The sequence below is a fragment of the Salinilacustrithrix flava genome, assembly GCF_041228405.1.
GTDB lineage: Bacteria > Actinomycetota > Acidimicrobiia > Acidimicrobiales > Salinilacustritrichaceae > Salinilacustrithrix > Salinilacustrithrix flava.
Map to the genome: position 1 here is coordinate 3,906,827 of NZ_CP133888.1, position 16,614 is coordinate 3,923,440.

At 72.3% G+C, this 16,614-nt stretch carries 16 protein-coding genes and 1 other RNA gene; 5 read left to right on the forward strand and 12 right to left on the reverse strand.

Annotated elements, in window-relative coordinates; genetic code table 11:
- Positions 1-56 precede the first annotated feature (56 nt).
- An RNA gene (gene rnpB, locus RGQ06_RS19150) (RNase P RNA component class A) lies at positions 57-401 on the forward strand.
- A gap of 27 nt (positions 402-428) precedes the next feature.
- Here rnpB and RGQ06_RS19155 read toward each other — a convergent pair.
- The 6 genes from RGQ06_RS19155 to RGQ06_RS19180 form a co-directional block, all read right to left on the reverse strand.
- Positions 429-2,021 carry a phytoene desaturase family protein gene (locus RGQ06_RS19155; protein WP_432427984.1) on the reverse strand — a complete coding sequence of 531 codons (1,593 nt, stop codon included), beginning with the start codon at positions 2,019-2,021 and terminating at the stop codon, positions 429-431.
- Positions 2,022-2,066: 45 nt separating this feature from the next.
- On the reverse strand, positions 2,067-2,438 hold the full coding sequence (locus RGQ06_RS19160; protein ID WP_432427985.1) for an SPW repeat domain-containing protein: 372 nt from the start codon (positions 2,436-2,438) through the stop codon (positions 2,067-2,069).
- Positions 2,435-3,058, reverse strand: coding sequence for a vitamin K epoxide reductase family protein (locus RGQ06_RS19165; RefSeq protein ID WP_432427986.1), 624 nt, complete (start codon positions 3,056-3,058; stop codon positions 2,435-2,437). The genes RGQ06_RS19160 and RGQ06_RS19165 overlap by 4 nt, the downstream gene beginning before the upstream one ends.
- Positions 3,055-4,740 (reverse strand): alpha-amylase family protein, encoded by a 1,686-nt coding sequence (locus RGQ06_RS19170; RefSeq protein WP_432427987.1) that lies wholly within the window; start codon positions 4,738-4,740, stop codon positions 3,055-3,057. Before RGQ06_RS19170 ends, RGQ06_RS19165 begins: the two co-directional genes overlap by 4 nt.
- Before the next feature lie 3 nt (positions 4,741-4,743).
- Positions 4,744-5,736, reverse strand: a complete 993-nt coding sequence (locus RGQ06_RS19175) for an SDR family oxidoreductase (RefSeq protein WP_432427988.1) — start codon at positions 5,734-5,736, stop codon at positions 4,744-4,746.
- A 148-nt stretch (positions 5,737-5,884) separates the two neighbouring features.
- Positions 5,885-6,262, reverse strand: coding sequence for a pyridoxamine 5'-phosphate oxidase family protein (locus tag RGQ06_RS19180; protein WP_432427989.1), 378 nt, complete (start codon positions 6,260-6,262; stop codon positions 5,885-5,887).
- Between the two features lie 41 nt (positions 6,263-6,303).
- On the opposite strand from RGQ06_RS19180, the gene RGQ06_RS19185 reads away from it, so the two are divergent.
- Together RGQ06_RS19185 and RGQ06_RS19190 are read left to right on the forward strand one after the other, a co-directional pair.
- Entirely contained in the window at positions 6,304-6,672 is a 369-nt protein-coding gene (locus tag RGQ06_RS19185) for an HNH endonuclease (protein WP_432427990.1), read from the forward strand.
- Positions 6,673-6,681: 9 nt separating this feature from the next.
- On the forward strand, positions 6,682-8,199 hold the full coding sequence (locus RGQ06_RS19190) for an FAD-dependent oxidoreductase (RefSeq protein ID WP_432427991.1): 1,518 nt from the start codon (positions 6,682-6,684) through the stop codon (positions 8,197-8,199).
- 6 nt (positions 8,200-8,205) lie between these two features.
- On the opposite strand, the gene RGQ06_RS19195 is transcribed toward RGQ06_RS19190, so the two are convergent.
- A complete protein-coding gene (locus RGQ06_RS19195) occupies positions 8,206-9,189 on the reverse strand; it encodes a diadenylate cyclase (protein ID WP_432427992.1) in 984 nt (327 codons plus the stop codon).
- A 71-nt stretch (positions 9,190-9,260) separates the two neighbouring features.
- Between RGQ06_RS19195 and RGQ06_RS19200 the strand changes: the two genes are divergently transcribed.
- Positions 9,261-10,520 carry a class I SAM-dependent rRNA methyltransferase gene (locus RGQ06_RS19200; protein ID WP_432427993.1) on the forward strand — a complete coding sequence of 420 codons (1,260 nt, stop codon included), beginning with the start codon at positions 9,261-9,263 and terminating at the stop codon, positions 10,518-10,520.
- Positions 10,521-10,548: 28 nt separating this feature from the next.
- On the opposite strand, the gene RGQ06_RS19205 is transcribed toward RGQ06_RS19200, so the two are convergent.
- From RGQ06_RS19205 to RGQ06_RS19225, 5 genes are read right to left on the reverse strand one after another with little or no spacing between them, the layout of a single operon-like run.
- On the reverse strand, positions 10,549-11,430 hold the full coding sequence (locus RGQ06_RS19205; RefSeq protein WP_432427994.1) for a M15 family metallopeptidase: 882 nt from the start codon (positions 11,428-11,430) through the stop codon (positions 10,549-10,551).
- 21 nt (positions 11,431-11,451) lie between these two features.
- A complete protein-coding gene (locus tag RGQ06_RS19210; RefSeq protein WP_432427995.1) occupies positions 11,452-12,036 on the reverse strand; it encodes a histidine phosphatase family protein in 585 nt (194 codons plus the stop codon).
- Complete coding sequence (locus tag RGQ06_RS19215) at positions 12,030-12,530, reverse strand: hypothetical protein (RefSeq protein ID WP_432427996.1); 501 nt, start codon at positions 12,528-12,530, stop codon at positions 12,030-12,032. Before RGQ06_RS19215 ends, RGQ06_RS19210 begins: the two co-directional genes overlap by 7 nt.
- A gap of 13 nt (positions 12,531-12,543) precedes the next feature.
- Positions 12,544-13,257 (reverse strand): zinc ribbon domain-containing protein, encoded by a 714-nt coding sequence (locus RGQ06_RS19220; RefSeq protein ID WP_432427997.1) that lies wholly within the window; start codon positions 13,255-13,257, stop codon positions 12,544-12,546.
- Positions 13,254-15,452: a transglycosylase domain-containing protein gene (locus RGQ06_RS19225; protein WP_432427998.1), complete on the reverse strand. Its 2,199-nt coding sequence runs from the start codon at positions 15,450-15,452 to the stop codon at positions 13,254-13,256. Before RGQ06_RS19225 ends, RGQ06_RS19220 begins: the two co-directional genes overlap by 4 nt.
- A 94-nt stretch (positions 15,453-15,546) precedes the next feature.
- On the opposite strand from RGQ06_RS19225, the gene RGQ06_RS19230 reads away from it, so the two are divergent.
- The gene (locus tag RGQ06_RS19230) at positions 15,547-16,584 is read left to right on the forward strand and encodes a Gfo/Idh/MocA family protein (RefSeq protein ID WP_432427999.1); all 1,038 of its coding nucleotides are present in this window, start codon (positions 15,547-15,549) and stop codon (positions 16,582-16,584) included.
- Positions 16,585-16,614: the final 30 nt, after the last annotated feature.

Sequence of the window (16,614 nt, forward strand, 5' to 3'; positions counted from 1 at the left end):
TTGCTGGGATGGGTGCAGTCGCAGCGGTCGGGTGCCACACTGGCGCCAAGCGATGGTGAGTCGGACCGGTGACCGCGGCCGCCCCCGGGTGGTCGAGGAAGGTCGGGGCTCCACAGAGCAGAGCGCTGGCGAGAGCCAGGACGGGGCGACCTGTCGGTTCAGGGCAACAGAGAGAAGACCGCCGATGGCCGGGTCCGCCCGGCACAGGTGAGGGTGAAACGGTGCGGTAAGAGCGCACCAGCGTCGGGGGCGACCCCGGCGGCTCGGCAACCCCCGCTCGGAGCAAGGCCAAGCGTGCCGCGGGTTGCTCGCCCGATCGGCCAGGTGGGCCGCACAGATGGATGGTCACCCACGGGGCGTCAGCCCCGGGACAGAACCCCGCCTACAAGCCGGCTCACCATCGCACATCGAGGAGACCCGACCGGAGTTCAGCCACGCAACCGCGAGGTCAGCCGACGCACGCGGTCGTGGGCGACCGCGGCCGAAGCGGCGTTGGCGCCGCAAGCACCGTGCACGCCACCGCCCGGGTGGGCGGAAGCCGAGGCCAGGTAGAGCCCCGGCACAGCCGTCTCGGGCCGACCCATCCCCACGCGGGGACGGAACACGAGCTGCTGGTGGAGCTGGGCGGTGCCCAGGCTCTTGTCCCCGAGGAGCAGGTTGGCGTCGTCGGCCTGCAGGGACCGGGGGGACTGGATCTCCCGAGCACGGATGAGGCCTCGGAACCCCGGGGCGTCCCGCTCGATCCGCGCCTCGATGCGGTCGGCGAAGCGACGGTTCTGGTCGTGGTCCCAGGACCCGTCGAGCCGGTCGTCACCCTCGTCGGACCGGACGCCCTGAGGCACGCTCGTGTAGGCCCAGAGCGACTCGGTCCCCGCGGGCGAGCGACTCGGGTCGGCCGTCGTCATCTGACCGATGAGCAGGAACGGATCGGCCGGGATCCGACCGCACGCCAGCATCGCAGAGGAGTAGGTCAGCTCGTCCAAGGAGCCGGCCAGGTGCACCGTCCCCGCTCCTCTGACGGCCGGATCGCGCCACGGAACAGCACCGTCGAGGGTCCAGTTCACCTTGAACGTCGCCGCACCTCGTTGGTACCGAGCCATGTCATCGTGGACCTGGGGCGGCACGGCGCGCTCGGGGAGGAGGCTCTCGTACAGCGTCGGGGCGACCACATCGGCCAGCACCCCCCGTCGGGCGCGGAGCACCGTGCCGTCCACGACGACGCCGGCCGCCCGGTCATCGTCGACCACGATCCGTTCCACCGGGGCATCGCAGCGCAGCTCGCCACCGGCTGCGGTCAAGCGGCGGACGAGTGCCTCGGTGAGCGCACCGGACCCACCACGCGGCACCGGCCAGCCCCGCGATTGGCCGATGCCGGCGAGCATCCACCCGAAGAACCCGCTGGCGGCGCTCTCCGGTGTCATGTCGGCGTGCAGGCCGCATCCCCCGATGAGCAGCGCCCCGCCATCGCCGTCGAAGTGCTCCTGGGCGAAGCGACGCACGGGCAGCAGACCGGTGCGGACGAGCTCGCCCGCACCGCGGACCCCCAGCCTCGCCAGGAGGCGGAGGCCGTGGCGAACGGGGGGAAACGGCCGCATGAAGGCATCCATCAAGGCGTCCTCCACGTGCTCCCAGCGGTCCTGCAGCTCCCGCCACCGATCGCCATCGCCGGCGGCGAACGCATCGAGGGAGCGAGCGGTGACCGCCCGATCCCGCGAGAGCACCAATGCCGGTCCGTCGGGCGTCGGGTTGGCCAGTACGGCCGGCGCGTGCCCCCACTCCAGGCCATGGTGCTCGAGACCCAGGTCGGCCAGGACGGGGGACACGGCACCGAGCGGGTAGAACGCGCTGAACCGGTCGGTGATGAAGCCGTCCTCCATGGTTGCCGCGCTGCGCACCGCGCCACCGGGCTCGGGCTGGGCCTCGAGCACCAGCACGCGCCACCCCCGATCAGCCAGCAGGTTCGCGGCGGTCAGCCCGTTGGGGCCCGCTCCGACGATGATGGCGTCGCGCTGCTCGTCCACCGGGCTCCACTACCCCGCTGGGGCGCTGCCGTGAACCGCGCGAGCTCAGCCGTCGGCGCAGGACCGCTCTCGGCCCCTCCAGAGCGCCTGCCAGCCGCCGCCGTAGTCGCCGCTGGGGTCTCCGCCGACGAAGGCCAGGGCGATGATGGCCAGACCGCTGAGAACGCTGCTCACGGCCGCCTCCAGCGGGTAGCCGAGCACCGGCGCCAGCACGAGCAGGGCGCCGGCCGGGACGGTCGCCCACCGGATCGGGTGGGCCACGGCCCAGATGGCGACGAAGGCGATGCCACCGGCGACCGGCCCGAGCACCCGGTCGACGTTGGCAGCCGGGGTCCCGTAGCCGAGCACGGCCGAGGCCGCCTCGAGCCAGATGCCGATCAGCACGGCTGCGCTCCGGGCGAGGATGCGGGTGCTCATGCCACCACCGCCTCGCCGGCGAAGGTGTGCTCGTTGCCCCAGAACGCTGACCAGACCGAGCCCCCGTCGTCGCGCACGTCGCGCAGGTACTGCATGCTGGCCAGGACCTCGTCGACGGCCGGGCCGATCATGGCGAGCGAGATCACGGCAGAGGCCAGGCACAAGGTGCAGAAGGCGCTGTAGAGCACCGGCTGCATCACGACGAGCATGATGCTCAGCACGCCGAACGGACCCACGAAGACGCCAAAGATCACCACGATCCACGGCATCGTGCGCCAGCGCTTCGTGCCGCCGATGACGCCCGTGACCGCATCGGCCAGGTAGCCGAAGGCCCCCAGCGCGGCATCACCCACCGGGAACCGCTCGAAGAACTTCGAAAAGCCCGACTCCCGCACGATCGTCTCGGTGCCCCCCGGGAAGAAGGGCTCCCAGACGGTGTGGACGATCTCTTGCTGGTAGAGCGCCAGCCAGCCGGCGACGAACACGCCGATGAGGGCCAGGACCACGATGGGCAGTCGCTGCGACCATGCGCTGGGGTTGCCGTCCCAGCCCGGCGGGCGGTCATCGCCCGGTGGGTGGACGTCGACGGTGATCGGCTGCGCTCGCTGCTCGGTGCTCATGCCCTCGGCAATCCGCTCGTGTGCCCTTGGAGTGGTCGGTCGGTCTGGAGCCACAGGTAGCCGTACCTCGGGAGCACGACGCGCAGACGCTCGTCGTCGTGGTCGACGTGTGCATCGGGAGCGGCCAGCACCTCGAACAGCGAGGCGGCCGCGGCGTGCTCGACCTCGACCGAGCGCTGCTCGCCCCGGAGGTTGTGCAGGGCCACGAAGCAGGACTCGTCCATCTGGCAGCAGTGCGCCAGCACGGCCTCGTCGCCTGTGTCCAGCACGCTCCACGAGCCGGCTCCAAGCTCGGGGATCTGTCGGCGGGTCCGGACCGCACCCGCCACCCAGTTGAGCAGCGACGACGGATCGGCACGCTGGCTGGCGACGTTGACCTCGACCGGCCCGTACGGGCCGTCCGGAGGGCGACGTCGGGACGGCTGGCCATCGGCCGGACCGAACCCCCCGTCGGGTTCGTCGTTCCACTGCATGGTGGACCGGGTGGCGAGCCGTCCCTCCAGGTCGAGGTTCTCCCCCATGCCGATCTCCTCCCCGTAGTAGAGCACCGGTGTCCCCGGGAGCGACAGGACCAAGCTGTGCACCAGGCGGATGCGATCGGTGTCGCCGTCGAGCATCGGTGCCAGGCGACGACGCAGACCCCGGTCGAAGATCTGCATGCGCTCGTCGGGCCCGAAGGCCGCGAAGACCTCGGCCCGCTCGGCCCGCTCGAGCCGACCCACGTTCGCCTCGTCGTGGAGCCGGGCGAAGTTCGCCCAGTGGACCTCCTCGGCGACCTCGGGCAGCCGCCCGAGTGCAGCGGCGATGGGGCGAGCGTCCTCCCGTGCCAACGAGAGCCACATCGCCTGGTTCACGTCGAAGGCGAAGATGAGGTTGAGCTCGTCGCCGTCGCTGCCGTAGTAGTCGACGGCCTCCTCCACCGGCAGGTTCACCTCACCGAGCAGGGCGGCGCTCCCGGTCCGGCGCATGACGAAGCGACGCAGGTCGTGGAGCACCTCGTGCCAGGGATCCGTCCCGACGTCGGGATGATCAGCGATGCCGGAGGTCTCGATGAGGTACGGGACGGCATCGATCCGGAACCCGTCGACGCCGAGCTGCAGCCAGAACCCGATGATCTCGGCGAAGGTGTCGCGGACCTCGGGGTTGGCCACGTTCAGGTCGGGTTGGTGAGCGTAGAAGCGGTGCAGGTAGTACTGGCCGGTCGGCTCGTGGTACTCCCAGTTGCTGTCCTCCTCGTCGGGGAAGATGACCATGTCGAACAGGTCGTCCCGCGGTTCGTCGCTCCAGACGTAGAAGTCGCGGTACTTGCTCGACGGATCCTCCAACGCCGCCTGGAACCAGGGGTGCTGGTCCGAGGTGTGGTTGAGCACGAGGTCGACGATGACCCGCATCCCCCGGTCCTTGGCCGTGCGGACGACCTCGACGAACTGCCCCAGCGTGCCGAGGCGCCGATCGACGGCGTCGTAGTCGGAGATGTCGTAGCCGTCGTCCCGGTTCGGCGTCGGGAAGAAGGGCAAGAGCCACAGGCAGGAGACACCCAGGCTGCTGAGGTAGTCGATGCGGCTCAGCAGGCCGTCCATGTCGCCGTACCCGTCCCCGTCGCTGTCCACGAACGTCTCGACGTCGAGGCAGTAGATGACCGCGTGCTTCCACCACAGGTCGGCTGTCCGCTCCGCCCCCATGACTCAGCGCCGCCGGCTGCGCACCTGCTCGATGCGGGCCCGGACCGATCGGACGAGGTCGCCGAGCATGGTCGGCACCGTCTTCAAGAACGCCGGCTGGAGGACGCCGCCGACCCGCTCGTCGAAGATGCCGTGGGACCCGAAGTCCTCGTCGGCATCGAGCGGGTGGAAGAGGTCGTCGGGTCGGTCGTCGGCGATCTCGATGTCGGTCTTCTGGCTGTCGACACCGGTGCTGGCCAGGTAGTGGTCGCCCACGCCGGGCATCCACTGCGAGAGCTTCACCAGCATCCAGTTCCAGGTGCCGAGGAGGCGCTGACGAGGTGCGTCGTCGATCGCGTCGGCGATGGCCGCCGCCGCGATCTCGGGCTGGTAGATCGGCGGCACCGGCTGCGGGTGGAACGCCAGCTTGGAGCGGCACCACCCGAACTGCGTGGTGTTCACGGCTGGGAGGTGGATCTCCGAGATCCGGATCTCACTTCCCTCGTCGATGAGCTCGGTGCGCAGCGAGTCGTGGAACCCCCGCACGCCGAACTTCGCACCGCAGTACGCGCTCTGCAGCGGGATGCCTCGGTACGCCAGTGCAGACCCGACGCTGATGATGGCTCCCCGGTTGCGAGGACGCATCCGGCGCAGCGCCACCATCGTCCCCCAGACCTGGCCCAGGTACGTCACCCTCGTGGCCCGCTCGTACTCCTCGGGTGACACGTCCGACACCCGGCCGAACACGGTCGTCATCGCGTTGTTGATCCACACGTCGATGGGCCCGAGCTCCTCCTCCACCCGGGCGGCGGCGGCCTCGACCGCGTCGTGGTCCGCCACGTCGGCGAGCAGGGCGAGCCCCCGTCGACCGGCGGACTCCACCTCCGCCACGGCCGCGTCCACGCCGGCTCGACCTCGCGCCAGCACACCGACGTCGTAGCCGCGGCCGGCCAACTCGCGAACGGTGGCCCGTCCGACGCCGGCAGAGCCGCCGGTGACGACGGCGACCGGGCTCATCGCGCACCTCCCGCGTGCAGGCGGCGGCGTGCAGGGTGGTGCTCGGTCATGGGGTCCGTCCGTGTCGCGGGCTGCGTCACCACTTGCTACCCGGCCACCGACGGCCTCATGCCTGGGGAGGGTGCCCGCGGGAGGACCCGGCGTGGCGTCAGGAACCCAACGGCGCGCAGTCGTGTCCACAACCGCCGGCGTCCTCCGGCCCGGCGGCCGGGCGGTGCAGCACGGCCTTGACCGGGGTCAGGCGCACGGTGCGCTCCTCCCCCTCCACCACCTCGCCGGTGGCATCGAAGATCAGCGAGTAGCCGTCGGGTTCGTTCGGGGGCACGACGACGCTGACCTCGGTCCGCTCGGCCAGGTTGGCAGCCGTGTGCCGGCCGCACCCGGCGACGAAGGCACCGTCGGCCCAGGTGAGGTAGACGGCCACGAGGTGAGGCCCGCCGGTGTCACCGGCCGTGATCACGTAGGCGGGACGCTCGTGGGCGGCGAGCTCGTCACGCAGGGCTTCGAGGTCCACGGGGATCGACATGCCGCGAGGGTACGGCGGCAGGTGGGGCGTACCGTCGCGACATGAGCCAGCTGGGATCGCGCCGCCGGTGGAAGGAGGCGCGGGCCACGTTCCGGGCCCGGTGGCGGGCCTGGCGCGTCGCCTCCCGCAACCGGGCGATGGCCCGGGAGTGCTTCTACTGCGGCGTCGCGTTCGCGCCGGAGGGTCCGGACCACCGCACCGTCGACCACCGCGTCCCGAAGAGCCAGGGGGGCACCGATTCGCTCCGCAACCTGGTGTTCGCCTGCTACGCGTGCAACCAGCGCAAGCGGGACCAGGACGAGGAGGCCTTCCTCACCTCGGAGTGGCTCCAGCGACGACGGGACGACGTCGAGACCCGGGCGGTGCCGGCAGCGCGCCGGCGGCGGCTGAACGGCGGTCGCAGCGGGTAGGGCGCGTCCATGTCCGACCATCGCTCCGTCTGGTTGGCCACGGCCACCCACCCCGCCTTCGACTCCCTCAGCGCAGACCTCGACGTCGATGTCGCCGTCGTCGGTGCCGGCATCACCGGGCTCACCACCGCGCTGCTCCTGCAACGCAACGGCGCCCGGGTCGCGGTGATCGAAGCCGGGCGGGTCGGCGCCGGGACCACCGGGCACACCACCGGCAAGGTCAGCTCCCAGCACGGCCTCAAGTACCACCAGCTCATCCAGGACGTGGGTGAGGACAAGGCCCGCATCTACGCCGACGCGAACCAGCAGGCCATCGGGAAGATCCGCGAGCTCGCCGACGAGGTCGGCGCCGACTGCGACTTCGAGACCGCCCCGTCCTTCCTGTACACCACTGCGCCCGACGAGGTCGAGGACCTCCAGGCCGAGCACGACGCCGCGGCGCGCCTCGGCCTGCCCGCGACGCTGACCACCGAGACCGACCTGCCCTTCCGCGTGCAGCAGGCGCTGCGGTTCGACGATCAGGCCCACTTCCACGCCGCTCGCTACACCGCCGCCTTGGCCCGCACCCTCGACGAGCGCGGCGTCCAGATCGTGGAGCAGACGCGGGCGATGGGCATCGAGGAGGGCAAGGAGCGGGTGACGGTCAAGACCGAGCACGGCGACGTGCGCGCCGACCACGTCGTGATCGCCACCCTGCTCCCGTTCCTCGATCGCGGCGGCTTCTTCGCCAAGGCTCGTCCCAAGCGCGCCTACGGCGTCGCGGCCGTCCTGCGCAGCGGGTTCCTCACCGGCATGCACATGACGGCCGGATCCCCGACTCGCTCCACGCGCCCGTGGACCGACGGCGACCGCCGCGGCATCATCGTCGTCGGCGAGGACCACGAGACCGGCAGCGAGGAGGCGACGCCCGCCCGCTACGGCGCCCTCGAGGAGTGGGCCCGCTCGCACTTCGACGTCGAGTCCTTCGAGTACCGCTGGTCCGCCCAGGACTTCATCCCAGCCGACGGCATGCCCTACATCGGACGATCGCCCCGCAGCACGCGCACCTTCGTGGCCACGGGCTTCCAGAAGTGGGGGCTCACCAACGGCACCGTCGCCGCCCAGATCCTCGCCGAGCTCCTCGACGGCCGGGACCACCCGTGGCTCGAGGCCTTCGACGCCACCCGCATCGGCGACCCGTCGACGCTGACCAACCTGGCGAAGGACAACCTCAAGGTCGGGGCGCACTTCGTCGGCGACCGCCTCGCCCGACTCCGTTCCCGCTCCATCGACCACCTCGCCCCCGGCGAGGGCGGCATCGTGAAGGCCGACGGCCACACGGTGGGGGCCTACCGATCGGCCGACGGCACCGTCCACGCCGTGTCGGTCGACTGCACGCACCTGGGCTGCACCGTCAAGTGGAACAGCGCGGAGAGGAGCTGGGACTGCCCGTGCCACGGCTCGCGCTTCGACTGCGACGGCGCGGTGCTCGACGGCCCGGCCGTGCGCCCGCTCAGCCAGGTCGAGGTCGAGATCGACCAGGGGTAGCGACCCTCAGGCGTGGATGGCGTCGTCGTCGGGCGAGCGCCCCACGACCAGCCCGTGGCGCATGACCGTGACGGGCCCGTCGTCACTCACCGCGATGACCACGGCGTCGGGGTCGTCGTAGCTGTAGCGCAGCGCCGAGGTGTGCTTCGTCCCGCCGAGCGGGCGGACGTGCTCCTCCGCGTCGCGGCTCGGCACGAGGTGGATGCCCATGCGGCGCAGCACACCGTCGGCATCGAACACGGTGGCGCCATCGGACTGGGCCAGGCCGTGGCGGAGCGGGGCCAGGTCGTAGGGCCGCTGGATCCGCAGCTCCGGTGGCACCTGCAGCCGCTGCTGGTGGTTGGCGGACAGGTCCCCGGTGGGGTGCATGATGAGCAGCGCACCGATGTGGCGTGCGCCGAGGTCGTGGACGGCGAAGTCCAGCAGGTGGCCCAGCACCGTGCGCTGGCCCGCCGCCAGGCACCCGGGGATCTCCTCGATCCAGGACTCGAGCGGCGGCTCGTGGTGCCAGCCACCCATGTCCGAGCGCACGACGCCGAACGGTCCGACGACGCGGACGATGCCCGCCTCGTCGCGCTGGACCAGGCGGGCCCCGGAGGCCTCGGCCAGCACGACGAGGTCCCGCTCGGACCCGGCCGAGCGGTCGAAGACGACGAACTCGTCCAGGCCCTGGGGCACCCGCACGGCCCACGCCGAGAACCCATCGGCGAAGCGGCGGATCTGGGCGTCCCGGTAGCCGGTGGTCTGACGCCTCGACACCTGCAGCTGGGTCGAGATGTGCCACTCGTCGGCATCCACGCTCGGGCCCACGATGGCGCCGTAGGTGGGCACCCGTTGCTCGTGGACGGGCGGCCGCAGTGCGTAGTCGAGCTCCTCGAGCAGCGGGTCGCCGACGCCTCCCGGTGCGAGGAAGCCGACCCCCTCGTCGGCCAGCTCCTCGGCGAGCCGGCGCATGCGGGAGGTGGTGGTGACGGCTCGCTGGGCTTCCACGTCGCCACGCTACGGGGGGTCGAGCGCGATCGGGCAGGTACCGTCGACCGACCACCGACCCGGGAGCGGACATGGAGCAAGCCGGCACGCACGCAGCACCCCTCGCCGCCGTCCCCGACCCCGAGGGCAAGCGGGTGGCGGTGCGCGTCACCCCTGACGCCCTCCGCCACATCCGCGGCGGGCACCCGTGGGTGTTCGACCGCTCCATCACCTCCGCCGGCCACGACGCGCCGCCCGGCGCGCTCGCCGTTGTCTTCGACGACCGCCGTCGCTTCGCGGCCATCGGCCTGTGGGACCCGACGTCGCCCCTCCGCATCCGGATCCTCCATGCCGGCGATCCCGAGACCGTCGACGAGGGGTTCTGGGGATCCCGCCTCGCGCAGGCCGAGGAGCGTCGGCGCCCGCTGGTCGAGGACGGCTCCACCACCGGCTACCGCTGGGTGAACGGGGAGAGCGACGGGCTGCCCGGCCTCATCGTGGATCGCTACGGGACGACCGCAGTGGTGAAGGTGTACAGCGCGGCCTGGCTCCCCCACCTTCCCACCCTGGTGCCCTTGGTGGCCGACGGGCTCGAGCGCGTGGTGCTTCGCCTCTCCCGCGCCGTCGCCGACGGTCCCACCCACGGCCTCGTCGACGGCCAGGTCCTCGTCGGCACCGCGCCGGACGGTCCGGTCGAGTTCCTCGAGCACGGCCTGGCCTTCGGAGCCGACGTCGTCCACGGCCAGAAGACCGGCCACTTCCTCGACCAGCGGGACAACCGCGCCCTCGTCGGCTCGCTCGCCGCGGGCATGGACGTGCTCGACGTCTTCGCCTGCACGGGCGGCTTCAGCGTGCACGCCGCGGCGGGTGGCGCCCGCTCGGTGCACACGGTTGACCTGAGCGAGCCGGCCATCGACACCTCGGTGGCCAACATGGCCCGCAACCACCACCTGGCGAACGTGGCCGCGTGCGACCACACCACCGAGGTCGGCGACGCCTTCCGGGTCCTCGAGCGCCACGCCGCCGCCGACCGGCGCTGGGACGTCGTCGTGATCGACCCGCCGTCGTTCGCCCCACGCCAGGATGCGGTGGGTCGGGCGCTGAAGGCCTACGCCCGCCTGACCACCCTCGGCCTGGCGGTCACCCGCCGGGGCGGCCTGCTCGTGCAGTCGTCGTGCTCGAGCCGCATCGACGCCGACACGTTCCATCGCCAGCTGCGCGACGTCGCCCGCCGCCAGGGCCACGGCCTGGAGGAGGTGGCCCGCACGACGCATCCGATCGACCACCCCGTCACGTTCCCCGAGGCCTGGTACCTGAAGACCGCGTTCGTGCGGGTCGACCCCCGGCCCTGATCGAGCGCGACACCCGCACTGCCAGAACTCAGCGGTCGGTGGCCGAGACGTGCATGTGGTCCTTCAGGGAGCGCCAGTGGCCGCCCCAACCCCAGCCAGCGCCGGTGAAGCCGGCGACGTCGTCGACGGTGAGCATGCCGGGCCGCGCCTCGGTGCGATCGACGTAGGCGGTGGCCAGCTCGGGGAGCACCAGGTCGCCCTTGACGTAGGGGTTGTGGAACGGGTTGATGTCCACGGCCCGGCCCTGGGCGTGCTCGGACCAGCTGCTGGAGCCCCGGGTGGGGCGGCAGACGAACGCAGTGGTGTTGTTGCCGTCGCCGGTGGGCGGGGTGTCGAGCTCCCACGGCTCGACGATGCGCATCTCCTCGATCGGGAACCGCCGCTCGTGCAGGTGGGCGAACCCGGCCACGACGGCCTCGACCGCGTCGGCGCGCAGCAGCAGCTCGCCCGTGTGGATCTCGCCGTCGAAGCCCCAGAACGTCACGAGCACCCAGCGCAGCTCCTCGCGCGGCACCGGGCACTCGGGCCGCCACGTCGACCGGGCCAGCACGTCGTCGGGGACCTCGGACACCTCGGCCTGGAACGCCTGCGTGGGCGGCGGCGGGAGGTGGTCGGGCGTCTCGAGCCGGCGGTCGACCAGCTCGGGTGGGGTCGGCTGGGCCGGCACCAGGCCGTCGGGTCCGGGCTGCAGCACGCGGGTGCCGAGCCAGTCGGGCCGGGGCGCGGCGGCGGGGACCGGCTCGGTGGTGGTCGTCAGCGGCGTGGTCGTCACCGTGGTGGGTGCGAGCTCGTCATCGACGATCGTGGTGTCCGGGGCGGTGCGCTCGACCGCGACGTCGTCGTCACCGCCGCACGCCACGGCCACGACGAGCAGCGCCGCCGCCGTCGCTGCCCAGATCGGTCGTCGCACCCGTTCGACCGTACCGACGCCTCAGGCGGGTGCCACGTCGGTGAGGTGCGCCACGTCGTTGAACCCGTGCAGCGACGGGCCCCGATCGCCCACCGCGATGCGGGTCACCGACGCCGGAGCCACGAACATCCGCCAGGAGACCTCGTCGCCGACGCCCATGGCCCACGCGGCGGCCGCCTTGATCGGCGAGACGTGGGTGACGACCACCACGTGGCCGTCCCGGGCCGCCGGGGCCAGGTCCTCGCAGGCGGCGCGGACCCGCTCGCCGAGGGACCGCAGGCTCTCACCGCCGGGCGGGGCGAACGCCACGTCGCTCCGCCACCGTCGCCACAGGTCGGCGTCGACGTCGCGCATCGGCGTGCCGTCGAGGTCGCCGTAGTCGAGCTCGATCCACCGATCGTCGACCTCCACGGACCCACCCCACGCCTCGGCGGTCGCCCGGGTCCGCGCCAGCGGGCTGCACACGACGCGGTCGACCGGGCCGATGCTGCGGGCGACCGCGGCCGCCTGCGCCCGGCCGAGCGGGTCGAGCTCGGCGTCGATGCGGCCGAGCAGGAGGCCGGACCGGTTCGCCTCGGTGCGCCCGTGGCGGACGAGCGTCAGCACGTGCCCTGCACCGGGGAGGTGCCGGCCCGGGGCAGGCGGCCGGTGCGGCGGAACTCGTCCCGTGCCGCCCGGTCGTCGAGGCCGACCCGTCGGACCCACCACAGGCCGAGCCCGATGCCGGCCAGCTCGAGCAGCACCGACAGGGCGCCGCGGGCCAGCTCGGGCGGCTGGGCATCGGAGAGGCCGATGCCGGTCAGCGGCCACCAGAAGGCGTCGGTGTCGGCCCAGCTTCCGCTGAAGACGAGGTGGGCGAGGAGGCCGATGGGGATCCCGAGGAGGCGACGGCGCAGCAGGCGCCGACCCTGGGTGGCCGCCATCACCAGCGCGAGCACCGCCACCGCGGTCACGAGGGAGTGCAGCGGGCCGGGTCGCCCGAGGACGACCTCGCCCACGGGGAGGACGGCCCCGACCATCACGAAGCGGTAGTCGAGGGCCGGGCTGTCGAACACCGCCCACACGCCGGCGAGCGCGGTGGCCACGTACCAGATGAGCACCGGGTGGTCCGGCTCAGTCGCGGACGAGGAAGCGTCCGCAGTCCTCGCAGCGGACCGGTTCCTCGGGGCTCAGGTGCAGGATGCGGTCGTGCTCCACGGCGGACAGCTTCATGTGGCAGGCGCCGCATGATCCGTGCTCCAGCCGGGCCACGGCGACGCCGCCGAGCCGGCCCCGCACGGTCTCGTACTCCTGCAGCGCGCCCGGATCGATGTCGCCGACCACCTCGGCGCGCCGGTCCCGGACCTCGTTGCGCTCCCGGTCGATGTCGGCCTCGGCCTCGGCGATGCCGGCGGTGAGGGCGACGGCTCGCTGGTCGAGCTCGGCCTGGCGCTCGGCGAGCCCGGCCAGGCGGGCGTCGATGGGTTCCACCTGCTCCATCAGCTCCAGCTCCTGGTCCTCCAACCCGGAGATGCGGCGCTTGAGGGCGGCGATCTCGTCCTGGAGCGCCTGGAGCTCCTTGACGTCGGAGCTCCCGCTGTACAGCTGCCGATCGGCGCTGGCGATCTTGTCCTCGATCGAGGCGATCTCGTCCTCGATGCGCTTCTGCTCCTTGTCGAGGACGTGCTTGTCGCCCTCGACGGCGGCGACCTCGGCGCGGAGCGCGGCGAGCTGGTCCTCGACCTCGACCAGCTCGGCCCGGGCCGGCAGCTGGCGCTCCCGGTGGTCGAGCTGGGTCAGGCTGGTGTCGAGGGCCTGCACGTCGAGGAGCTGCTTCCAGGGGTTCATGGTTCGACGAAGTCTTCCGTGCTCGGTGGCGGGGTGGGAGGGCCGCCGCCGTCGTCGCTCCCGCCACCGGTGTCCGCGGTGGTCGTCGGCGCGGGCGCGGCCGTGGTCGTCGGTGCCGGCGTACGTGACGGGGGCCGGGTGGGTGTGCGGCGTCGGCGCGTGGGCGGCGTCGTGGTGTAGCCGTCGAGGTCGATGTTGCGGTCCAGGCGCAGGGTGCCGGTGCCCCGCCGGGCGGGCGGGTCGGCGAAGGGCTCGGGCTCCATGTTGGCGAGCACGGCGTTGTAGAGCCGTCCGAAGATCTGGGCCGGGTAGGACCCGCCGGTGACGCTGCGGCCGCCGACCCGGTTCATGGGGACGTTGCCCTCCATCGCACCCATCCACACGGCGGTGGAGAGCTGGCGGCTGAAGCCCACGAACCAGCCGTTGGAGGAGTCCTGGGCCGTGCCGGTCTTGCCGGCGACGTCGTGGCCGCGGACCCGGGCCGCAGTACCGGTGCCGCTCTCGACGTTCTCCCGGAGGATGTCGGCGGCGATCTGCGCGGTCTCGATCGAGACCACCCGCTTGCCCGGGTCGCTGTGCTGGAAGATGACGTCGCCGTCCCGGTCGAGCACCCGCTCCACGAAGTACGGGGTGTGGTAGTGGCCATCGTTGGCGATCGCGGCGTAGGCGGCGGCCATGCCGAGGGGCGTGACCTCCTGGGTGCCGAGGGGGGTCGAGAAGAAGGAGGGGTCCAGGGGCACGATCTCGTTGGCGGCGTTGCGGGTGACGATGCCCATCTCGCCGGCGAGCTCGGTGACGTTGTCGATGCCGGCGATCTGCCCGAGCCGCACGTAGCCGCAGTTGGACGAGGCCGTGGTCATGGCCCGGATGGAGCCGACGAAGCCGCGGGAGTTGTTGAAGTTCTCGACCTCGTAGGGCTCGTCCTCGGTCGGCAGGTTGAACCGGCACGGCCCTCGCCCCGAGATCGTGTCCTGGGGGGCGTAGCCCTGCTCGAGCAGCTCGAGGAGCACGAAGGTCTTGAAGGACGACCCGGGCTGCCGGTAGCCCTGCGTGGCCAGGTTGAACTTGTACTGGTCGCCGAAGCCGGGCCCGCCGACGAGCGCCCGCACCGCACCGGTGCCGGGGTCCACCGTCGCCGAGGCCACCGTGCCGACGGCGTCGAAGCCGGCCAGGTTCCGGCCGGCGATGAACAGGGCGGGTTCGCCCTCGAGCGCGAACGGGGCGAGCGTGTCGTTGCGGGCGACCTCGGACAGGTACTGCAGGCCGATGTCGAGGGTGGTGTGGATCTGCAGGCCGCCACGGAACACGGCGTCGAAGCGCTCGGTGGCCGTCTCGCCCAGGCGGGGGTCGGCGAGGAGCGCCTGCTTGACCTCCTCCACGAAGTAGTCGTCGGGCGGAGGCGTGTACTGGCTGGGCTCGGTCGGCAGCGGCACGGCGTTGTACCAGGCTGCGTCGTCCTCGGTGATGTGGCCCTCGTCGACCATCCGGCTGAGCGCGATCCGGCGGCGCTCGACGGCGACCTCGGGGTAGCGGAACGGGTTGTAGTCGATCGGGTCACGGATCATCCCCGCCAGCAGGGCGGCCTGGCCCGGGTCGAGCTCGGAGGCGGACACGTTGAAGTAGGTCTCCGCCGCGGTCTGGATGCCGTAGCTGTGGTTCCCGAGGTAGATCGTGTTCAGGTAGCGCTCGAGGATCTCCTCCTTGGACATCTGCTCCTCGAGCCGGACCGCCAGGAAGACCTCCCGGGTCTTGCGGTCGAAGGTCTGCTCCGAGGTCAGCACGCTCTGCTTGATGAGCTGCTGGGTGATGGTGGAGCCGCCCTGGGTGGTGCCGCCGGCATCGACGTTGGACAGCAGCGCACGCACGGTGGCCCGGACGTTCACACCCTTGTGGTCCCAGAAGCCGGAGTCCTCGACAGCGAGCACCGCGTCGATCACGTGGTCCGGGATCTCGTCGAGGGTGATCGGCGCCCGGTTCTCCTCCTCCTGGAAGGTGGCGATGAGGGTGCCGTCGACGGCGTAGACGTAGGAGCGCTGCGACAGGCCACGCAGCTCCACGTCGCTGGCCTCGCCGTGGGCTGCCTCGGTGAGCCCGGTGAGCTGGGGGGCGACCGCCATCCCGACCGCCGTGACCACCACGGAGGCGAGCGCGAGCAGCAGGGCGATGCGCACGAGGGAGTTCAGGGCGCGGGTCACGACCGCTCGATCGTACCGGCGCACCTGTGGGACCGGCGATCACCGGCCGCGCCGGCTCCTCGGTAGGTTCGGTCCCGATGACCGGGACCGTGCGATGACCGACTGGGCCCTCGCCGGCGCCGGGTGGATCAGCGCGATCCACGGCCTCGCGATCCGTTCCCTGCCCGGGTCCAGGGTCGTCGCGGTCGCCTCGCGCACCGACGCGTCGGCCGCACGGCGGATCGCCGAGACCGGCGGCCGCGCCGTGCCCTACGAGGAGCTGCCCGCCGGCGCCGACATCGTGGTCGTCGCCACACCTCCGTCCCGGCACGCGACGGATGCGCTGCGGGCCATGGCGGGGGGTGCCGCGGTGCTCGTCGAGAAGCCGCTGTGCACCACGCTCGCCGACGCCGACCGGCTGGTCCGGGTCGTGGAGGCCGGCGGGCTGCTCACCTACGCCGAGAACCTCCTGTTCGCCGACGCCACCGCCGCCGCGCTCACCGAGGTCGCGGGTCTCGGCCCCCTCCGGCACCTGTCCGCCCGCGCGCTGCAGCCCCGACCGACCTGGGGGGACTTCACCCGCCGCCACTGGGGCGGCGGCGCGCTGTTCGACCTCGGGGTCCACCCGCTCGCCCTGGTCGTCCGGGCTGCGCGGGCGACACCGATCGCCGTGTCGGCCCGGTTCGACGCCAGCCCGGACGTCGAGGTCGAGGACCACGCCCACGTTTCCCTGCGCTTCGACTCCGGCCTCGTCGCCGAGGTCGAGGTGTCCTGGCGGAGCCCGACGGGCGTCTGGGACCTGCAGGCCGCCTCCGACGCCGGCGCCGTCCGCTTCGAGCTCCTCCCCGACGTTGCGCTCGAGCGCAACGGGGAACCGGTCGCACTGCCACCGCTCCCCCAGCGCGAGCCCGACGACCCGGCCCCACCGCAGCTGGATCGCTACGGCTACGTCGAGCAGCTTCGGGACACCGAGGCATCGGTCCGGGCGGGCCGGGCATCGTCGGTGAGCGACGTGCACCTCGGCCGCGACCTGCTGGAGATCGTGTGCGCCGCCTCCGAGTCAGCCCGGACCGGCGAGGAGGTCGAGCTTCCGTGGACCGGCCCCCGGGATCGCACGCCGATCGACCTGTGGCGCCCGATGCCGGAGGGATGACACCGCCCCCCGATCTGACCATCTGGGGAA